Annotated in this window: 17 protein-coding genes; 7 read left to right on the top strand and 10 right to left on the bottom strand. The window is 37.8% G+C overall.

Annotated features, from left to right (window positions below; genetic code table 11):
* Position 1: 1 nt before the first annotated feature.
* From tcuB to tcuC, 3 genes are read right to left on the bottom strand one after another with little or no spacing between them, the layout of a single operon-like run.
* Complete coding sequence (gene tcuB, locus CIG1485E_RS02415; RefSeq protein ID WP_038453334.1) at positions 2–1081, bottom strand: tricarballylate utilization 4Fe-4S protein TcuB; 1080 nt, start codon at positions 1079–1081, stop codon at positions 2–4.
* Entirely contained in the window at positions 1078–2475 is a 1398-nt protein-coding gene (gene tcuA, locus CIG1485E_RS02410; RefSeq protein WP_038453332.1) for an FAD-dependent tricarballylate dehydrogenase TcuA, read from the bottom strand. Before tcuA ends, tcuB begins: the two co-directional genes overlap by 4 nt.
* The gene (tcuC, locus tag CIG1485E_RS02405; protein ID WP_081867123.1) at positions 2463–3794 is read right to left on the bottom strand and encodes an MFS transporter; all 1332 of its coding nucleotides are present in this window, start codon (positions 3792–3794) and stop codon (positions 2463–2465) included. The genes tcuA and tcuC overlap by 13 nt, the downstream gene beginning before the upstream one ends.
* A 234-nt stretch (positions 3795–4028) precedes the next feature.
* On the opposite strand from tcuC, the gene CIG1485E_RS02400 reads away from it, so the two are divergent.
* A complete protein-coding gene (locus CIG1485E_RS02400) occupies positions 4029–4673 on the top strand; it encodes a GntR family transcriptional regulator (RefSeq protein ID WP_038453330.1) in 645 nt (214 codons plus the stop codon).
* Positions 4674–4702: 29 nt separating this feature from the next.
* Here CIG1485E_RS02400 and CIG1485E_RS02395 read toward each other — a convergent pair whose 3' ends face one another.
* The 3 genes from CIG1485E_RS02395 to thiS form a co-directional block, all read right to left on the bottom strand.
* Positions 4703–5086, bottom strand: a complete 384-nt coding sequence (locus tag CIG1485E_RS02395) for a cupin domain-containing protein (protein WP_038453328.1) — start codon at positions 5084–5086, stop codon at positions 4703–4705.
* A 92-nt stretch (positions 5087–5178) separates the two neighbouring features.
* The gene (locus CIG1485E_RS02390) at positions 5179–5658 is read right to left on the bottom strand and encodes a MarR family winged helix-turn-helix transcriptional regulator (protein WP_144242168.1); all 480 of its coding nucleotides are present in this window, start codon (positions 5656–5658) and stop codon (positions 5179–5181) included.
* Between the two features lie 21 nt (positions 5659–5679).
* Positions 5680–5883: a sulfur carrier protein ThiS gene (gene thiS / locus CIG1485E_RS02385; RefSeq protein ID WP_038453323.1), complete on the bottom strand. Its 204-nt coding sequence runs from the start codon at positions 5881–5883 to the stop codon at positions 5680–5682.
* Positions 5884–6164: 281 nt separating this feature from the next.
* On the opposite strand from thiS, the gene CIG1485E_RS02380 reads away from it, so the two are divergent.
* The 3 genes from CIG1485E_RS02380 (at position 6165) to CIG1485E_RS02370 (ending at position 10650) form a co-directional block, all read left to right on the top strand.
* On the top strand, positions 6165–8246 hold the full coding sequence (locus tag CIG1485E_RS02380) for a carbon starvation CstA family protein (protein ID WP_038453320.1): 2082 nt from the start codon (positions 6165–6167) through the stop codon (positions 8244–8246).
* Positions 8230–8430, top strand: coding sequence for a KCU-star family selenoprotein (kcuS, locus tag CIG1485E_RS02375; protein ID WP_038453318.1), 201 nt, complete (start codon positions 8230–8232; stop codon positions 8428–8430). Before CIG1485E_RS02380 ends, kcuS begins: the two co-directional genes overlap by 17 nt.
* 162 nt (positions 8431–8592) lie before the next feature.
* Positions 8593–10650, top strand: coding sequence for an autotransporter outer membrane beta-barrel domain-containing protein (locus tag CIG1485E_RS02370; protein ID WP_038453316.1), 2058 nt, complete (start codon positions 8593–8595; stop codon positions 10648–10650).
* A gap of 472 nt (positions 10651–11122) precedes the next feature.
* Here the strand turns inward: CIG1485E_RS02370 and abc-f are convergent, their stop codons facing one another.
* The 4 genes from abc-f to thiC all read right to left on the bottom strand — a co-directional run bounded on the left by abc-f (position 11123) and on the right by thiC (position 16465).
* Positions 11123–12709 carry a ribosomal protection-like ABC-F family protein gene (gene abc-f / locus CIG1485E_RS02365; protein WP_038453314.1) on the bottom strand — a complete coding sequence of 529 codons (1587 nt, stop codon included), beginning with the start codon at positions 12707–12709 and terminating at the stop codon, positions 11123–11125.
* A gap of 8 nt (positions 12710–12717) precedes the next feature.
* A complete protein-coding gene (locus tag CIG1485E_RS02360) occupies positions 12718–13908 on the bottom strand; it encodes a tetrahydrodipicolinate N-succinyltransferase N-terminal domain-containing protein (RefSeq protein WP_038453312.1) in 1191 nt (396 codons plus the stop codon).
* 131 nt (positions 13909–14039) lie between these two features.
* Positions 14040–15116: an Mrp/NBP35 family ATP-binding protein gene (locus tag CIG1485E_RS02355; protein WP_038453309.1), complete on the bottom strand. Its 1077-nt coding sequence runs from the start codon at positions 15114–15116 to the stop codon at positions 14040–14042.
* On the bottom strand, positions 15113–16465 hold the full coding sequence (gene thiC / locus CIG1485E_RS02350) for a phosphomethylpyrimidine synthase ThiC (RefSeq protein ID WP_038453306.1): 1353 nt from the start codon (positions 16463–16465) through the stop codon (positions 15113–15115). Before thiC ends, CIG1485E_RS02355 begins: the two co-directional genes overlap by 4 nt.
* Before the next feature lie 154 nt (positions 16466–16619).
* Here thiC and CIG1485E_RS02345 point away from each other — a divergent pair, with 154 nt between their 5' ends.
* The 3 genes from CIG1485E_RS02345 to CIG1485E_RS02335 are packed head-to-tail and all read left to right on the top strand — an operon-like array spanning position 16620 to position 19787.
* A complete protein-coding gene (locus CIG1485E_RS02345) occupies positions 16620–17738 on the top strand; it encodes a bifunctional 2-C-methyl-D-erythritol 4-phosphate cytidylyltransferase/2-C-methyl-D-erythritol 2,4-cyclodiphosphate synthase (RefSeq protein ID WP_038453304.1) in 1119 nt (372 codons plus the stop codon).
* Positions 17735–18625, top strand: a complete 891-nt coding sequence (locus CIG1485E_RS02340; RefSeq protein WP_038453301.1) for a response regulator — start codon at positions 17735–17737, stop codon at positions 18623–18625. Before CIG1485E_RS02345 ends, CIG1485E_RS02340 begins: the two co-directional genes overlap by 4 nt.
* Positions 18603–19787 (top strand): sulfate adenylyltransferase, encoded by a 1185-nt coding sequence (locus CIG1485E_RS02335; protein WP_038453298.1) that lies wholly within the window; start codon positions 18603–18605, stop codon positions 19785–19787. Before CIG1485E_RS02340 ends, CIG1485E_RS02335 begins: the two co-directional genes overlap by 23 nt.
* The last annotated feature ends 5 nt before the right edge of the window (positions 19788–19792 follow it).

Genomic DNA, 19792 nt, shown 5'->3' with positions numbered 1-19792 from the left:
ATTAAGCATGCGTTCTACACTCTTTAGCGTTTTTGACAAGCGCTAAATAGCGATAAAACAGGTGCATCATCTTTGAATATGGAGCTATGATAAAAAAGCTTAAAATCGCACTTAAATGCAAAATAAGAAGATAAGCAAGAGCTGCGCTATCCCTAAAAATCATAAGCAAAAGCCCGCTAATTGCACTTAAAAACAGCATAAAGATTAAAGCATAATCGATATTTAAACTCTTTGCATCAAGCAAATCTGGATCGGCTTTTAGCTTCATAGCAAAAAGTCCAGTACATCCAATAGCTAGAGCGATTCCGCCTACTGTACCAAGTAGTTTTGGAACTGAGAAAAATGGATATGGGGCATGGTAGCTCAAGAAATGGTCATAAAACGCTGCCACACTTGTAGCTCCGACGCAAAGCATAAATCCATAAAATGTAAAATGGTGAAAATAACGACGCAAATTTGATCTATCTTCGCCATTTGGAAATGTACAGCCTTCATAGTTGTGTCCGCCAAGGTGTTTGAGGCTTAAAGCGTCTTTTAAAGCACCGATAAAATCAACAAATTTAACACCTTTAAAGTCGATATGACTTGTAAATTTAAAGCAACTCACAAGTATCATCAAAAACGAAATCGCTGCAAAAAATCCAAACATGCCGACCATTGTTTTATAGCTTGTTATTTCGTAAAAATTCCCAGCTGCGTCTTTGCCTAGATTGCCGCTTCCAAGAGCTAAAAACGCCGCTAAAACGATAAGCAAAAGTATAGAAGTTAGCAGTCCTGCCTTTTCAAACGCCACACCCAAAAACTTAGGCGTTGCGAATTTTTTGTAGCTTTCTTTTCTCACTGCTGCAAAATCACGCGGCACGTCCAGATCAAACTCATGAGGTGGCGCATACTGACAAGCATACAAGCACTCGCCACACTGATGACATAAATTTGCTAGATAATCAGCGTCTTTTATATGAAACTCGCGTCTTTTTTCCATCGCTGGAAACACCGCACAAAAGCCCTCACAATACCTACAAGCATTGCAAATTTGACTTAACCTAATTGCTTTATTATATAATGCTTCATTTTCGTTCATTTTTGCTCCCTTGATTTCGCCGCTTCACGCCCAGCTATACGCCCAAACACAGATCCGATACTCATACCAAATCCAGCGCAATATCCCTGACTTAGGATATTTCCAGCCATTATTTCGCCAGCTGCAAATAAATTTTTACACACTTCACCATTTTCCATTACCACTGCTGCTTCTTTTGTGACTTTGACTCCAAGATAGGTAAATGTCACACCAGGACGGAGCGGATAGCAGTAAAATGGCGGAGTGTCGATCTTTTGAGCCCAGTGAGTTTTATTCACCTCAAGACCCTCTGTGTGGCAATCATCAAGCACAGTATGGTCAAATTTACCCTCAACCACGCCGGCATTATACTCATCAACAGTTTTTCTCAAAGCCGCCGCGTCAAGCCCCATTTTATCAGCAAGTTCATCAAGTGAGTTTGCGACAACAGGCTCAAAGAGTGGTGGCATATAGCGTTTTAACACCTTATGATCTGTGATAGAATAGCCAATTTGATCTTCTTGAGACGCAACTAGTCTTCCCCAGATAGCATAACGTTTTGGCCAAAAGTCCTCACCCTCATCATAAAATCTCTTAGCTTCTTTATTTACCACGATTCCAAGACTCACACAATCCACGCGAGAAGCGATTCCACCATCGTATTTTGGGGCTCTTGCATCGATTGCGACCATGTGACCTTGAGTCGGATCGCCGATTATTTTTGCTCCAGCATCTTTTAACGCGAAAAGCATTTTACCTTGGTTAAATTTAGTTCCTCTAATCAAAAAGTTTTTAGCTGGTTTGCCCCAAGCCTCTTGTAATTTGTCTAAATTTGACTCAAATCCACCACTTGCGATGACACAAGCATCTGCTTTGAAGTTTAAAATTTGAGCATTTGCGTGGTCTTTAACTTTCACGCCGATATATTCTTTTTGGATATCAAGGCTTAGTGCTTCATGCTCATAAAGCACTTTGATACCCATTTTTTTGGCTTCTTTGTAATATGAGTTTACTAGTGATTTACCACCACCTAAGAAAAACGCATTTGTACGGCCAAGCTGAAGCGTTCCACCAAATGAGCCTTGAAATCTCACGCCATGGCTTTTTGCCCATTTGACTACTTCAGGAGTATTTTTGATGACATAGCGAGCAAATTCCTCATTTGTCTGACCTTTTGTCACTTTATAAATATCTTCAAAAAACTCATCTTCACTATAAGTATCAGTTAAAACATCAGTTGGCCCATAGTGCATGGAGCGCAAATTTCTAGTATGTTGAGAGTTGCCTCCACGCCACGCTTTTGGTGAGCTTTCTAGCATTACTACATCTGCACCATTTTCCTTAGCGCTGATAGCAGCACAAAGCGCAGCGTTTCCACCACCAATTACCAAAATATCACAATTTATTTCTCCCATGCATTACTCCTTGCTTTATCGTAAATTCCACCTTTTTTAAAGATTATCAATGAAGCTATAAAAGAACAAAACGCCGCAAATGTCAGCCAGTACGCTGGACTTGCTGGATTGCCAGTATTTTCGATCAAAATCTCACTCACAACAGGAGTAAATCCACCAAACACCGCAACTGCGATTGAATAAGCAAAACTAAATCCAAGCGCCTTTACCTCTTTTGGTATAAATTCAGATAAAGATACTATCATAACGCCATTATAAGCTCCAAAAATAAAACTAAGCCAAAGCTCAACCATAACAATCTTACCAAAGCTCGTATCTCCACTTGTAAGGAAGCTAAGAGCTGGATAAGCTGTGAATAATCCTATCGTTGTCATAACTAAAATTATAGGTTTTCTACCGATTTTGTCGCCCAAATATCCAGAAAATGGAAGCCAAAAAAGATTGCTTAAACCAATTATCGCTGTGAGCGTAAATGCGTCAAGTTTGGTTAGACCAAGAGCTCTAGTCGCAAAGCGTGGCGTGTAAGCTGTGATAAAATAAAATGTAACAGTCGTCATCATGACAAACATAACTGCTAAAACAACGATTCTCCAGTTTTGCGCTACGCTACTCATCATCGCTTTAAAGGTCTTTGGAGCTTTGTGTCCAATAGCCTTAAACTCAGGCGTCTCTTCTAAAGAGCGACGAATATACACTATAAATGGTATAATCAAACAGCCGATCAAAAATGGAATTCTCCAACCCCACTCGCCAGTAAGCTGATCGCCAAGCAAATAATACATACCAAGCCCAACAAGCCCAGCGAATATTGTTGCGATTTGCTGGCTACCACTTTGCCAACTTACGTAAAATCCCCTAAGACCCTTTGGCGCTATTTCAGCTAGATAAACGCTAGCTCCACCGACCTCAGCCCCAGCTGAAAATCCTTGAAGCAAACGACCGCAAACGACAATTATCGGGGCTAAGATACCGATTTGTTCATAGCTTGGACAGACTGCGATAGAAAATGTTCCAATAGCCATGATACTTAATGTAAGCAAAAGTCCGTTTCTGCGACCATGTTTATCCATAAATGCACCAAGCACAACAGCCCCAAGCGGACGCATCAAAAATCCAACTCCATAAGCAATGAAACTTTTTAAAACCGCAGTAAATTCATTGTCCGATGGAAAAAATGTCTGAGCTATGAAAGCTGCGTAAAATCCATAAACAGCAAAATCATACATCTCCATAAAGTTGCCGCTGGCTACTTTAAAAATCTTTCCAGCTTCTTTGCTTTTGGATCGTTTAAGCGAGTTTGACTCTAAATCTTCTTTCACTTTGTTCTCCTATATTTTGTACTTTATGCTTACATAATTACAAAGATTTTATTAAAGTATTCTTTTGGATACAAAAAAATACAAATAAATTTTATTATGTGTTACTTTTTTACATAGTGTTGTTATCTTTTGGTTACAAACTGAAATTTATATAAAAAATATATCTTAATTCTGATTTTAATTTTTGTAGAATTAACAAAATTTAGGTATTATTACACAAAAAAGGGTTATTAAATGAAAAAAACAAAATCCCCAAGAACTCAAATTTATGATTTTTTTATAAATTCACTAGAAAACTCAACCCTAAAACCTGGCGATAGGATAAAAGAAGAAGATGTCGCGACCAAAACTGGCTTTTCACGTACACCCGTTCGCGAAGCTCTTACGCTTTTGGCAAATGAAGGACTTATAGAATCTAGCATTGATGGACTTAGGATTTCTGTTTTAGATGAAAACTCAGTAACTCAGCTTTACGAAATGCGTGAAATTTTAGAAGGTACGGCTGCTGCTTTTGCTGCAGTGCATGCAAACGAGATCGAAATCCACGCCCTTGAAGAGATTATAAATAAAGAAAAAGAACTTACAAATCCAGCTGATATAGTCCAAAATAATAGGGTTTTTCACTCTATGCTTTTTCGCTGCGCTCACAACAAATTTCTAATCAAAACGATAAACGAGCTGACAAACACGCTTTTGCTTCTTGGTAAAAGCACATTGAGCGATGAAATTCGCCAAAAAGAGGCTCACGACGAACATCTTAAAATCATCGAAGCACTCAAAAACCACGATAAAGAATCGGCTCAAAAATTTGCAAAAGAGCATATTAAAAACGCCTATAAAATGCGTATAAAGATGTTTTTGCAAGGCAAAAGTATATAGTAGCTAAGATTTCTTAGCTACAATCAAGCTTAAAGCCAACTTGGTTTTTCGTCGTTTATGACTCCGTCATTCATGCTAAATTGCTCTAGCGAATTTGCCTTTGTTTGAATACAAATAAACTTAATTCCCTTATCTTTTGAAGCACTAAAACAGCGTTTTGCAGCTGGATTTAAGCGCAAAATATCACCCTTTTTGATCTCAAACTCATCGCCGTCAATGTATGCTTTTCCAGCTCCTTCAAGCACTATGTACAGCTCTTCATTTTGTTTGTGAGAATGCACAAACGGCACACTTATGCCACTTGGAAGCGAATTGATCGACATTTCACAACCTGTCAAATTTAACTCATCATGAAACTCGCATCTTCCAGCGTCTTTTAATGAAACTACCTTATAGTTTTTTTCTGTGTTCATCACGTCTAATCCTTATTTTTAAATTTGGTAAGCCAACCAGTGTTGGCACAGCCTTTTATTAATTAGATATCTAACTATTAAAATAAAAATAATTATCCCTGATTAAAATTTAAAATAGCCTTTTCTAGTAATTTATCTAAAATTTCAGCTTCTATTTGTGAAAAATCTTTATAAACAACACTATTTAATTCTTTAGAAATTTGATAAAAAATCGGCTTTAACTGGACGCCTTTTTGGCTAAGATATACAAGGCTAACCCTTGCATCATTATCGCTTTTGACCCTTTGTATGTATCCGCTGTTTTCGAGCTTTTCTACTAAAATTGTCACCGTTGGCTTAGTCTTGCAAATACGTTTTGCTATCTCTGTCATATCGTGAGGTTTTTCATCAAAAAGTATAGCCAAAATGTCTCCGTGGCTAGGCGATATATTTGCAAGACCATTTGCCCTTAGCTTAGATATAATAAACTGATTTGCGGCGTCTCTTAGCTTAGATACCAAAGATATTGTCATTTTGTTTGATTTTTTGTTTTTCATAGGCGTAATTATAGTTAGATATCTAATCTTTGTCAAGACTTTTATTAAATTTCGCTCTCATCCGCCACCGACGAACTCCACTATCTCTATACTTAGTCCATCTCTTAGCAAGAAGCTATCCCAATCTTGTTTTTTGACTATTTCTCCGCCGATTTCCACAGCGATAAAATCCATTTTATAGCCATTTTGCTCAAGCCAATAACGTAAATTTGTATTTTCTTTTACGCTAACAATATTTGAATTTACTGATATATTTATCATATTTTGCCTACTTTAAATTTCATTTTTTGCATTTTACCAAATTTTTAAACCGTAATGTAAATATTTATTTTATTTTTACGACAACTTCAATCAATGCAGATCAAATTTAACACTTTTGTAAATTTACTTTAATAATTCTTTTAAAAATTTATTAAGTTATTGTAAGAATTGTGTAAAATTTACACAATTAATTCCAAAATATTTAAATTAATTATGATTAATATCAAACTTTAAGTAAAAATATAACAAAATAATAAAAATTATCTCAAACAAAAGGATATCTGGTGAAACTATATCAGAAGTTGATTTGGCTTTTAGTTTCGATTGTTGGTGCTTGGGCTTTTGGAGTTTTAGCACTTCACACGGGCGAAAGCATTAGTGCTATTTGGCTCGTTCTTGCTAGCGTTTGTATATATCTTATAGGTTATACATTTTACGGCAGATTCATAGCTCAAAAGGTCTTGATGCTAGACGATAGGCGTGCTACTCCAGCCTATACAATGAATGACGGCAAAGACTACACTCCTACAAATAAATATGTATTATTTGGTCACCACTTCGCAGCTATCGCTGGAGCTGGTCCGTTAGTAGGTCCAGTACTGGCAGCTCAAATGGGTTATTTGCCAAGTATGATTTGGCTTTTGGTGGGTGTTGTTTTAGCTGGCGCTGTGCATGACTTCGTCGTGCTGTTTTTGTCAGTTAGAAGAAACGGCAAGAGCCTTGGTGAGATGATTAAAGAAGAGCTTGGTGCATTTACTGGTGGCGTTGCTATGATAGGTATTTTCTTCATTATGCTTATTATTGTTGCTATCCTTGCGATGGTTGTTGTAAAGGCTTTAGCTGATTCTCCTTGGGGATTATTTACTATAGCTATGACTATTCCAATTGCGATTTTCATGGGAATTTACATGAGATATTTACGTCCTGGCAAGGTTATAGAAGCTTCTGTTATAGGATTTGTGCTTCTTATCATCTCACTTTGGGGCGGTCACTACGTCGCAGCTGATCCGTTTTGGAAAGATGTATTCTCTCTCAAAGCTACAACTCTAGCTTGGCTTACTATAGCTTATGGTTTTATCGCTGCTATCTTGCCAGTTTGGTTCTTACTAGCTCCAAGAGATTATCTAAGTACATTCCTTAAAATCGGCGTTATAGCTGGCATGGCTATCGTGATAGTTATCATCGGACCAAGCTTGCAAATGCCAGCAGTTACTAGCTTTACAGATGGCACTGGTCCAGTTTTTGCAGGGCCACTATTTCCATTCCTTTTCATCACTATTGCTTGTGGTGCAATATCTGGTTTCCACGCTCTAATATCTAGTGGAACAACTCCAAAAATGGTAGAAAAAGAGAGTCAAACTCTATTTATTGGATATGGCTCTATGCTTATGGAAAGCCTTGTTGGCGTTATGGCTCTTGTGACTGCTACTATCCTTACTCCAGGACTTTATTTTTCTATCAATATCGGCGGTCTTGGCACTGATGTTGTCGCAGCAGCAGCCAAAATCACTCAACTAGGATTTAGCATTTCGCCTGAAGATATACTAAATTTAGCAAAAAGCGTAGGCGAAGAGACTATGATGAGTAGAACTGGTGGTGCTCCTACATTTGCCGTGGGTCTAGCTATACTATTTTCTGAGCTTATGGGTGGCGCTGCTTCTATGCCGTTTTGGTATCACTTCGCTATTTTATTTGAAGCGTTATTTATCCTTACAGCAGTTGATGCAGGCACAAGGACAGGTAGATTCATGATCCAAGACATACTTGGCAACATCTACAAACCAATGGCAGATACAAAAAGCTGGCTTTGGGGTATCGTGGCTACTATCATCTGCGTGGCTGGTTGGGGATACTTGCTATATAGCGGTGTAACTGATCCAATGGGTGGTATTTATACACTTTGGCCTTTATTTGGTGCTGCAAACCAAATGCTAGCTGGCATCGCGCTAATGCTTGCAACTGTCGTAATCTTCAAAATGGGAAGAGCAAGATACTCATGGGTGACTATAGTTCCACTTATTTGGGTTCTTGTCACTACGATGTACGCTGCATTCCAAAAGCTTCTTCCAGCCAACGGCGAAAGAGTTCATGACGCAGTTAGCCACGTCGCCACTGCACAAAACACAGCAGCCAAACTAGCCAATATGACTGATCCAGCTGCCATAGCTAAAGCTGAAGCAGTCATCAGAAACAACATAATAGACGCTGTTTTATGTGGATTATTTATGATAGTTGTCGTTGTTGTCGCAGTTCAGACAATCAGGATTTGCATGAGAATTTACAAAGATGGCAATGCAAAAGCTTATCCACTAAACGAAAGCGAATACAAAAAAGCGAGCGACTATAGTGAAGCTATTTGCTAAACTCCAAAAAGTTTGGCAAGCATACGAAAAGCTCGATGAAGCCCTGTATCCACTTATAGGGCTTCGCAAGTATGATACTTACTTGGAGCATTTCAAAAAACATCATCCAGGAGAAAAGCCACTCTCCAGGGCTGAGTTTTTCAGAGAATCCCAAGATGCAAAAGCCAAAAATGTAAAATGCTGATAAACTCTAAAAGGGCTTAGGATAAGCCACACTAGATTAGAGTTTTAAAGTATTTGAAATCAAAAATACAATTTCTTACAAAACTTCTACCCAAATTTAAATCTTAACTTATAAATTTAATGTATAATGCTAAACAATATAAATTCACAATTAGGAAAAAATATGCCTAAGAACTCAGCCTTTACCCCCCCCCTACTTCTAGCCACTAGTTTAGCAGTCAGCTCAGCTTTAGCTGACACACTCATTTATGACCCAGTAGGTGGCACTACTAATCCAACAACCTTTGCACCGACAACTATAACAATTGGCTCACGTAATTTGAGTAATGCCCTAGCACCAAACAACTCTACAAATAACAATACCATAACCGTAAAAAGCACTAGTGGTGCTGTAAATAATGTCTTTGGCGGATATAGTGATAATACAAACGTATATGAAAATACAGTAAATATATCTGGTGGAGCAGTAAATGATGTCTTTGGCGGAGAGAGCGATTCAGGCTCAGTCACTGGAAATATAGTCAATATTTCTGGCGGAAATATTCACTTGGTCTATGGTGGATATAGCGATTCAGGCTCAGTCACTGGAAATACTATAAACATCTCTGGTGGAACTATTGAATCTGTCTATGGTGGAGATAGTCGCTTAGGCGACATCACAGGAAATACTATAAACATTTCTGGTGGAACTATAAATGGAATGATTTATGGTGGAAAATCCTTTCGCTCAGGCAATGCCACTGGAAATACAATCAATATCTCAGGTGGAACTATAAATAGCTTTGTCTATGGTGGAGTTACTAAATCAGGCTTGGCTATCAATAATACTATAAATATATCTGGCAATCCAATATTTGGAGTTGGTGCTGGATTATTTGGTGGAGAAGCTGAAGACAATCTAACAACATTTGAATACTCAATTAAAGGCAATACGCTAAATTTAAGAACAAAAGATATAACGGTACAACATGTGGGATACTTCGAGTTTGTAAACTTTTATCTTTCAAATAATATTAAAGCAAATGATATAATCTTGGCTTCAAATTATGTTAGCAGGCTTAATCAAGTCAAAATCGGCATAGGAGTAATGGATGGCAACACTCTAGCTATAAAGACTGGTGATAAGGTTACTCTTATAAATGCTCTAAATGATACTATAGACGCCCCTTTAAATATCAATGATAAATTTACAGCCTATCAAGGCATTAGTAATGTTTATGAGTTTAGTGTCGCCCTTGAAGACAGTGACAAAAAACTAGTCGCCACCACCACAAAAGCTGGTGCCAATGAAAAACAAAAAGCCATAAATGAAGGAGCAATCTCAAGCTCACTAAGTGCTGTATCAAGTAGTGAGCAAGTAGATAGTGCGTTAAATGCTATAAACTCTTTAAGCTTTAATGGTTTTGGTGAAGCTAGTAGTGGAAGTATGGGAGCAAGTAGTATTAAAAGTAATACAGGAAGCTATGTAGATTCTAATATGATAGGACTAATAGCCACTATTAGTAAAAGAGCAAATGATAGCTTTATATACTCAGCATTCTTTGAAGCTGGATATGGTAAGTATGATAGCTTTAATAGCTTTGATAGTGGAGATATAAAAGGAAGTGGAGATAACTCATACTTCGGGTTTGGTCTTATGAGTAAGACTAATCTAGTAAATAACTTCTATATAGATAATAGTATTAAATTTGGTCAAGTTAAGAGTGATTTTAAAAGTGATGATTTTGGAGATAGTAGCAATAAGATAAGTGCTAGCTTTGATTCTAAAAGAGCTTATTATGGATTATCTCTTGGAGTGGGTAATATAATAGAACTTGATAATAGATCAAATTTAGATATCTATACAAAGCTATATTATACTAGAGTAGGAAGTGATAGTGTAGATATGAGTACTAATGATAAATTTAGGCTTGATACATTTAACTCTTTTATAGCTAAGCTTGGAGCTAGATATAATTATGAGATTAAAGAGAGTACTACTTTATATACTGGGGCAGCTTATGAATATGAGTTTGATGCTAAACAAAAAGGATATAACCTAAGCTATAACTATGAGATAGATCCTACTGATATGCAAGGAAGTAGTGGGAGCATTGAAGCTGGTATCAAACTAAAACCACTTACAAATAGTGATAGACTTACTCTTGATCTAGGAATCAAAGGATTAAGCGGTAAGAAAGAAGGTGTGAGTGGTAATGTAGGGATTGAGTGGAGGTTGTAAGTTAGAAATAAACCAAAACTCAAATAAACCAATCAACCTTTATAGCTAATACGTTCTGAGAGAGGGGATTTTGCTTCGTTACACTCGCAACTGCAAGCAGACGAGGGATTTTAAGGGAGTTGGGGTTACCCCACAAGTGGGGCTTTAGTAAAGCGTGGAGCTTTTTGCTTTGCTGAAAGCGACTTTACGCATAAAGAACTATAACGCAGTTTGATAAAAAGAGTTTTCCCTTTGTTCCCCTTAAGAAAGAAAAGCTTTTAGTGTTTTAGTAAATTTGATTTTTAAAATTTAAAGTTTTTAATATTTCATCAAGAGGACAAGGGGGCGTTTTTTAGCAGACACTACCCCTTATCCCCTTGACAATCCCCGTCTGCTTGCAGTTGCGAGTGTAACGAAGCAAAATCCCCCTGTAAAAGCTTCAAAGTTGCTGTGCTAATCGCACAGATTTAATACAAATTTATAAAGACCAAATTTACTCCATATCGTAAGTCTGGCGATACTCTTCATAAGTGCCTTTGAAATCGACTATTTCACCATTGCCTTTTAAGTGCAAAATACGGTTGGCAAACGCATCGATTAGCTCACGGTCGTGGCTTACGCAGATACAACTTCCACTAAAATTATAAAGCGCCTCACCAAGTGCGATGATAGCCTCCAAATCAAGGTGGTTGTTTGGCTCATCAAGGACTAGCAAATTTGCTTTTTGAAGCATGAGTTTTGATAGCATTAATCTGTGTTTTTCGCCACCGCTCAAGCTCCCTGCTTCTTTTTCTTGCTCAAGCCCACTAAAAAGCATTCTGCCAAGACATTTTCTTATCTCATCAAGGTCTTTGTTTTTGGCATCTTGAAGCCACTCATAAAGCTTCAAGCTTCCAGTGATTTTGTTTGAGCTATCTTGCGCGAAATATCCAAGCTCAATAGTCGCCCCCACGTGGATTTTGCCACTATCAGCTGGCATTTCGCCCATTATGATTTTACAAAGCGTTGATTTTCCTACGCCGTTGCTACCGATGATAGCGACTTTATCGCCTTTATTCATCTTGAAGCTAAAGTCTTTTAGTATGATTTTATCATCAAAGCTTTTGTTTAAGCCTGTTAATTCAATTAGCTCATTTCCGATTTCGCGGTTTGTCCTAAATAATATGCTTGGATCTCTACGGCTAGATGTTTTAATCTCGCTGATTTGGAGTTTTTCAAGCTGTTTTGCCCTACTCGTGGCTTGCTTAGCCTTGCTCGCATTAGCGCTAAATCTAGCGATGAATTTCTCTAGCTCGTCTTTTTCTTTTAGCTTTTTATCTCGCTCCATTTCGGCTTGGCGGCTCATCAGATTTGCAGCGATGTACCAGTCGTCATAGTTGCCTACAAACTCTCTGATTTGCTTGAAATCGACATCTAAAATATGAGTACAAACTCTGTTTAAAAAGTGCCTATCGTGGCTGATGACTACAAGCGTTCCTTCGTGGTTGATTAGCTCATGCTCTAACCATGCGATGGCGTCAAGGTCAAGGTTGTTTGTCGGCTCATCAAGAAACAAAATATCAGGTTTTGGGAATAAAACTTGAGCTAGAAGCACTTTAAATTTATCAGAGCTTTCCACCTCACTCATAAGCTTATCAAAGTCGCTAAAACCAAGTGAACTTAGGATTTTTTCGATGCGAGTTTCATACTCATAAGTCGGATCTTCTTCGGCGCTGATGATTTCAAGATGGCTCAAGCGATCATTTATCTCATCAGTGAATTCCTCGCTCATATAGAGTTTTTCTTTTTCTTTTACTGCGTCATATAGGCGTTTGTTGCCATATAAAACAGCGTCTTTGATACTAAAGCTCTCAAAGGCGAATTGATCTTGACCCAAAACGCCGATTTTTTTGCCATTTTCTACGACTATATCGCCAGTAGTATGCTCGATCTCGCCACTTAAAATTTTAAGAAATGTTGATTTTCCTGCGCCATTTGCACCGATTAATCCATAGCGATTATGTGCATTGAGCTTCAAATTTACATCTTCAAAAAGCAGCTGCTGACCAAATCTTTGTGTTAAACTTTTGACCTCTAACATATCACTCCTTAGTGTAAATCAGCATTTAGCTTGATAGCTCTTTTTGAGATAGAAGCTGTGATTTGACCATTTTGACTGTTTTGGCGATAGTGAAGCCCATTTAGATTTGCTAGTTCAAGCCCCTTGTAAATCTCACGGTCAAATTTAAACCCAGGATTGATTTTGGCTAGTTCGGCTCTATTTTTTTCACTTATAAATACTTTAGTTCCTTCTAAAATAGCAATGCCAGCATCTACGATACAATCATCGCCAAGAGGCACTCCAGTAACTGAGTTAGCTCCAAGTAGGCATTTTTTGCCCACGCTTATGGCATTGCCGTTTGTCCCGCTAAGCACACCAAGTATGCTAGCGCCACCGCCTACATCACTGCCCTCGCCTACGCTTACAGAGCTACTAACTCTGCCTTCTATCATAACTGATCCAGTTGTGCCTGAGTTGAAATTCACATAAGCAGCGCCTGGCATTACAGTAGTTCCTGCAGCCAAAACTGCGCCCATTCGCACCTTTGCACTATCCAAAACGCGGGTATTGTCAGCTGGTATGATATGACTTAGATAGCGAGGGAATTTATCCACGCTCACGATAGCTGGATACCAGCCTTTCATTTTGAGCCAAATTTCATTTTCTCTTAGATAATCAAGCTCATAAGCTGTGCCGTGACTATCCCAAGCTAAATTTGGAAGCACGCCAAAAGCCCCATTTAGGTTTATCCCTCTTATCTCTACCTTGCCAAGTGATAAAAGATAAAGTTTAAGATATACGCTCTCAACGCTTTTTGGAGCTTCATCAGCGTACAAGAAAGTCACTGCAAACTCGCTTTGTTCGTCGCTTTGTTCGTTTAAAATCTCATCTAAGACTAGCAAATTTTGGATATTTTTGTGTTTGTCACCCTCGCTCTCAGGAACTAAAAAGTCAAAAATCTCTAAAGCATCGCTGATAGCAGCACTTGTAAGAGGAGCTACAAACTCGCTTCCGCTAAAGTCGATTTTGATTCCATTTTTTTCTATAGCCCATGCTAAAACTGCAGCACTTCCATAATTTTCTTTATAATTTACAACGCTATAATGCACGTTTATAGTCTTGTTTTGGCTGCCTTTTTGCACTCTTGCGATAGCAAAGGCTAGTGGGTCTTTGTAGCCATTTTGTGAGCGGATTTCATCAGTGAATTTTTTAAGTTCATCTAAGTTTTTGATACTCATAAATTTCCTTTAAATTTGTAATTTTTGGCTGATTATATCTAAAAGTAGATTAGAACTAAATTTGATGGGATATTTTAAGAAATTTTGTGGGTTTAAATTTGGATCGCCTAGCCGTAGCTAGACGCATAATTTTAATGACAAGCAGCCTTGCCACTGTTGTCTGGCTGGATAGCTGAGTTGTCAGCACCACCATTTTTGTTTATCTCTTCAAGCTCGCTCCAAAGCTTAATAGTGGCTTCTTCGTATCTTTTTGCAGATACTGAGTTTGGCTCATAGAAGCTTACTGGCTTACCGCTATCGCCGCCTATTCTTATAGCTGGTTCGATTGGGATTTGAGCTAGTATTTGAGTTTTGTATTTGCTAGTTAGCTCATTTGCGCCGTCTTTGCCAAATATATCATACTCTTTGCCGCAATCCGGGCAGATAAATCCGCTCATATTTTCGACTATTCCAGCTATTGGGATGTGAAGTTTATTAAACATATCAAGGCTTCTAGCTGAGTCATCAAGAGCTACGACTTGTGGTGTTGTCACGCATACCCCAGCTGTGACTGGAACGCTTTGGGCTAGCGTGATTTGTGCGTCACCAGTGCCTGGAGGCATATCCAAAAATAACACGTCTAAATCGCTCCAATTGACCTCTTCAAGTAGCTGAGTGATAGCTTTCATTATCATACTTCCACGCCACATAAGACCAGTTCCAGCCTCGATCAAAACACCCATACTCATCATCTCTATGCCATGAGTTTGCATAGGCATTAGTCTTTGACCTACAACGCTTGGTTGCATATTTTCGCACCCTAACATTCTTGGGATATTTGGACCATAAATATCAGCGTCTAAAAGACCAACTTTTTTGCCTTGTTTTGCCATAGAAATGGCTAAATTTAGTGTAGTTGTGCTTTTGCCTACACCACCTTTTCCACTGCTTACCATTACGAAATTTTTAATCTGTGGAGCTATGTTTTTGCCACTTCTTGAGTTGCTTTTTTCGGCTTCTACTTTTGGGGCTTGTATGATTATATTTTTGCCTAAATTCAGAGCTTCAATATCCTTTTTCACACTAGCTGCGACTTCTTGTTTAGCCGAAACGACCTCTACGACGATATCAGGATCGACTGATTTGACAAAACCAAACTCAACTATACTTTTTTTAAATCCTGGATAGATTACTTTTTTTAACTCTTCTAAGATTTGTTCATTACTCATTTTTCTTCCTTTGGATAACTTTCGCATTCGTTTTTTGCTATTTCGCGACTGATTTTATACGCACAAAATTTAGGCCCACACATAGAGCAAAACTCAGCTTCTTTAAACACATCTTGAGGCAAACTCTCATCGTGAAGCTCTCTAGCTTTGTCTGGATCAAGAGCTAGTTCAAACTGCTTATTCCAATCAAAGCTGTATCTAGCGTCGCTCATTGCGTGGTCTTGCTCGATAGCTCCTGGTCTTTTTAGTGCTATATCAGCGGCGTGGGCTGCGATTTTGTGCGCTATTATACCATCTCTTACGTCTTTTGCGTTAGGCAAGCCTAAATGCTCCTTCGGCGTGACGTAACAAAGCATGCTCGCTCCGTGGAATGCTGCCATTGTCCCACCAATCGCACTTGTGATGTGATCATATCCTGCGCCTATGTCAGTAGGAAGTGGTCCAAGTATATAAAATGGTGCGTCGTGGCAAAGGCGTTGCTCTTCTTTCATATTAAACTCGATTTGATCAAATGGCACGTGACCAGGGCCTTCTACCATGACTTGAACGTTTTTCGCCCATGCTCTTTTGGTTAGTTCGCCAAGTACTGCTAGCTCACTCATTTGGGCTGCGTCTGTGGCGTCATACTGACATCCTGGCCTTAGGCTATCGCCAAGGCTAAGCGCGACGTCGTATTTCGCACAGATATCGCAGATCTCATCAAAAGCTTCGTAAAATGGATTTTCTTTGTGATGTTTCATCATCCAAGATGCCATCAAGCTTCCGCCACGACTTACTATTCCCATTTTGCGTTTTGCGACTAGTGGCATAAATTTAAGCAAGAATCCAGCGTGAATAGTGAAATACGCAACACCTTGCTTGGCTTGTTTTTCAATGCATTCTAGCATAATTTCAGGGGTTAGATTATCAAGATCTTTTATATCATGAATGATTTGGTATATAGGAACTGTTCCAATAGGCACAGTAGAATGACCTATAATAGCTCTTCTAATAGCGTCCAAATCCCCACCAGTGCTAAGATCCATAACAGTATCAGCACCATATTTTAAGCAAACTTTTAGCTTTTCTATCTCTTCATTTATATCGCTAGCCAAGGCACTTGAGCCGATATTTGCGTTGATTTTGCACTTTACTGCTCTGCCTATTGCCATTGGGATTTGATTTGTATGATTTATGTTTGCTGGTATGACAAGCCTGCCACTTGCTACCTCATCTCTGATAAGCTCTGGTTTTAAAAGCTCTATTTTAGCTATATATTCCATCTCTGGAGTGATGATGCCTTGTTTTGCATAATACATCTGGGTCGGAGTCGGATCATTTTTTCTAGCTTCGCACCACTGTTTTCTCATTAGTTTTCCTTATTTTTTTGATCCGTTAATTTTACTTAAATTTACTAAAAAAAAGATTAACTTTGTCTTTTAATATTCTAACATTAAGCTAATGACAATGTAAGATTAAAAAATGTATAATTTCGTAACACTTTATTAGAATTTAGGATAAATTTTGCTTGATGTAACACTAATAATGCTAGGCGCTGGTGATTCGACCCGCTTTGGCTTACCGACAAAAAAACAATGGCTTCATATAGAGAATGACCCGCTTTGGCTATATGCTACAAAAAATTTAAGCTCAAATTATAATTTCAAAGATGTAATAGTCGTATCAAAAGAATCGGATTATATGAGTAAATTTAGTAACCACTTTAAATTTATTGAAGGTGGAAACACCAGGCAAGAGAGCCTTAAAAACGCTCTAGCTCATGTAAATAGCGAGTTTGTTATGGTGAGTGACATAGCTAGACCAAATGTCCCAAAAGAGCTTGTAGCAAAACTCTTTGAATCGGCAAATAACGCTGATTGTGTCGTCCCTGCGCTAAAAGTTTGCGATACTACTTTATTTCAAAATGATTATATAAATAGAGATGATATAAAACTCATCCAAACCCCACAACTCTCACGCACAAGCAAACTAAGAGAGGCTCTTCAAACTGATGAGCTTTTTGGCGATGATAGCTCAGCAATCGCTGCAGTCGGTGGCAAAGTCTGGTACGTACAAGGCGATGAAAGAGCCAAAAAACTAACCTATAAAGATGATTTAAAACATCTAAATTTACTCCCACCATCAAATGAAGTATTTTGTGGGAATGGCTTTGACGTGCATAAATTTAAAGATGGCGATTTTGTGGTGCTTTGTGGAGTAAAAGTCCCGTATTCGAAAGCATTTTTAGCTCACAGTGATGGAGATGTGGCTTTGCACGCACTTTGTGATGCCATGCTTGGGGCTGCTGGGCTTGGAGATATTGGCGAGCTTTATCCAGATAATGATCCAAGATTTAAAGATATTGACTCAAAACTGTTACTAAATGATACTTTAAAACGCATAAATGAAGTCGGATTTAAGCTTATAAACGTGGATATTACGATACTTGCTGAGGCTCCAAAAATCAATCCACACAAAGAGCTAATGCGAAAAACAGTAGCAGACATCTTAAAACTTGGTCAAAACAAGGTCAATATAAAAGCAACAACAACTGAAAAGCTTGGATTCGTCGGCAGAAGCGAAGGAATCGCCACCATAGCAACTGCAAATTTAAGATATTTCAACTGGCAGGAAGTCCTATGAAAGTTTTAATAGTAGAAAATGAAATTTATCTAGCCCAAAGTATCTCTAGCAAGTTAGCTGATTTTGGATATAGCTGCGAAATAGCAACAAACACAAAAGACGCGCTAAAAGATGATAAATACGACGTCGTACTGCTCTCAACTGGTCTTATTGGCGGGGATTTTTATCCTATTATCAAAAAGCATTCTTGTTCTATCATAATACTTCTTATCAGCTATATCAGTAGCGACACAGTATCAAATCCGATAAAAGCTGGAGCTGATGATTATATACAAAAGCCATTTATGATAGAAGAATTAGTAAGAAAAATCAAGCTATTTCAAACGCATAAAAAATACCAAATTTTAAACTCAACATACGAAAAAATAATAGAGTCAAACTACAAATCATACACACTTCCAAAATATGATTTCAAAAAAATCAAGCTACCTTTGATGATTATATCTCAAAGGATTCAATACACTTATAGCTATGTTTATTTTTACGCTAAAGAGACAAATATGGCTTACGAGCAAATTAGCGCTATAAGCGATGATTTTTTAGCTACCCTTAAATCACACAAATCAAAAGCCATACTTCACATCACAGACTTTGATAGGCTCTCAATAGAAGAGAGGCAAGAGGCTCTTAGCCTAATCTCAAATCAAAAAATCATCATCAGTGCAACCAGCGATCTAGGCTTGCCAAATTTCAATAAATTTAGCATAGATTCAAACAAAAATTTATTTGAAGCAACTGAGATTTTTACGATTGATGAGTATGTCAAACATATCATAGCTTGTTATCAAGATATCTTTCCTGATACTGAGCTATCAAAAAGACTTGGGATTTCAAGAAAGTCACTATGGGAGAAGAGAAAGAAGTATGATATCGCAAAGAAAAAATAACACTATACAAATAAGCCAAGAAGCTTATGGCACTTTGATACTAATACAAAATCAAATTTTTGGTAAATTTACCAGACTTATGGACGAACATGAAGCCGGAATAGTCAAAAAAACAGGATATTTTGGCAAAAATCCTATGCCTTATGCCTTTACATTTGCACCGTTTGGTAAAAGAAACCAAGAGACAATCAATAATGCAAAACCAGGCGATAAGATAGATATACTAAAAGATGGTGTAGTAGTCGGTCATATAATCACTGGCTCGACTTTTAAACTCAAAAAAGAAGATGTAGGAATAAGCATATTTGCTGCTAAAAATATATCGCTAAATGATAATATTTTGGCTGGGGAAATGGCGATAAGTGGCGAATTTGAGATTTACGATACGACTTTAAGAGATATAAAAAACAAAGTTCATACCCTAATCAAAGAAAAACATATAAAAAAAATCACTGCTATGACTCTTACTGCAGATCCATTCCATAGGCTTCATGAAAGACTAGTAAGAATGACTATAGATAAAGCTGATATGACTATTATATTTTTGATTAGAACATTTGATAGCGATAAAAGGCTTAGCTTCGATCTTAGGAAAAAAACTCTTGAGTACTTTAGAGATAACTTCTTGCCTATGGATAGAGTCGTGATAGTGCCTTTTGAAAATACCTATCTCTTTAGCGATCATATAAATCCAGTTTTAGAGTGCATAACTGCTAAAAACTTTGGAGCTACAAAGCTAGTCGTAGGACAAAATCACGCGGGTATTGGTATGTTTTTTAACGATAATCAAGCAAATACCGTACTTGATAAATACGCCAAAGAACTCGACCTCGAGCTTATCGTCGTTCCTGAGTATATTTACTGTAATCAGTGCAGAACCATAGTCAGCACAAAAACTTGCCCACACGGACAACACCATCATATAAAATACCACGCAAATACGCTAAATACACTGCTCTTTGAAGGCATTATGCCACCAGCAATTCTAATGAGAAAAGAGATATCAGCTATCATATTAAATGAGCTATTCCCAAATCGCTTTAGTAATTTGCAAAAAATCTACGATGATCTATTTCCAAATTTAGGAATATTAGAAAAGCACGGTCAAACAGAGTTTTATGAAGAGCTTATGAAACTGTATCAAACAACATCACTTACTTAGGAAAT

The sequence above is a fragment of the Campylobacter iguaniorum genome (assembly GCF_000736415.1).
In the GTDB taxonomy this organism is placed as follows: Bacteria; Campylobacterota; Campylobacteria; order Campylobacterales; family Campylobacteraceae; genus Campylobacter; species Campylobacter iguaniorum.
Note: the sequence above shows the minus strand (reverse complement) of the source record. Positions and strands in the feature narration are given on the sequence as shown.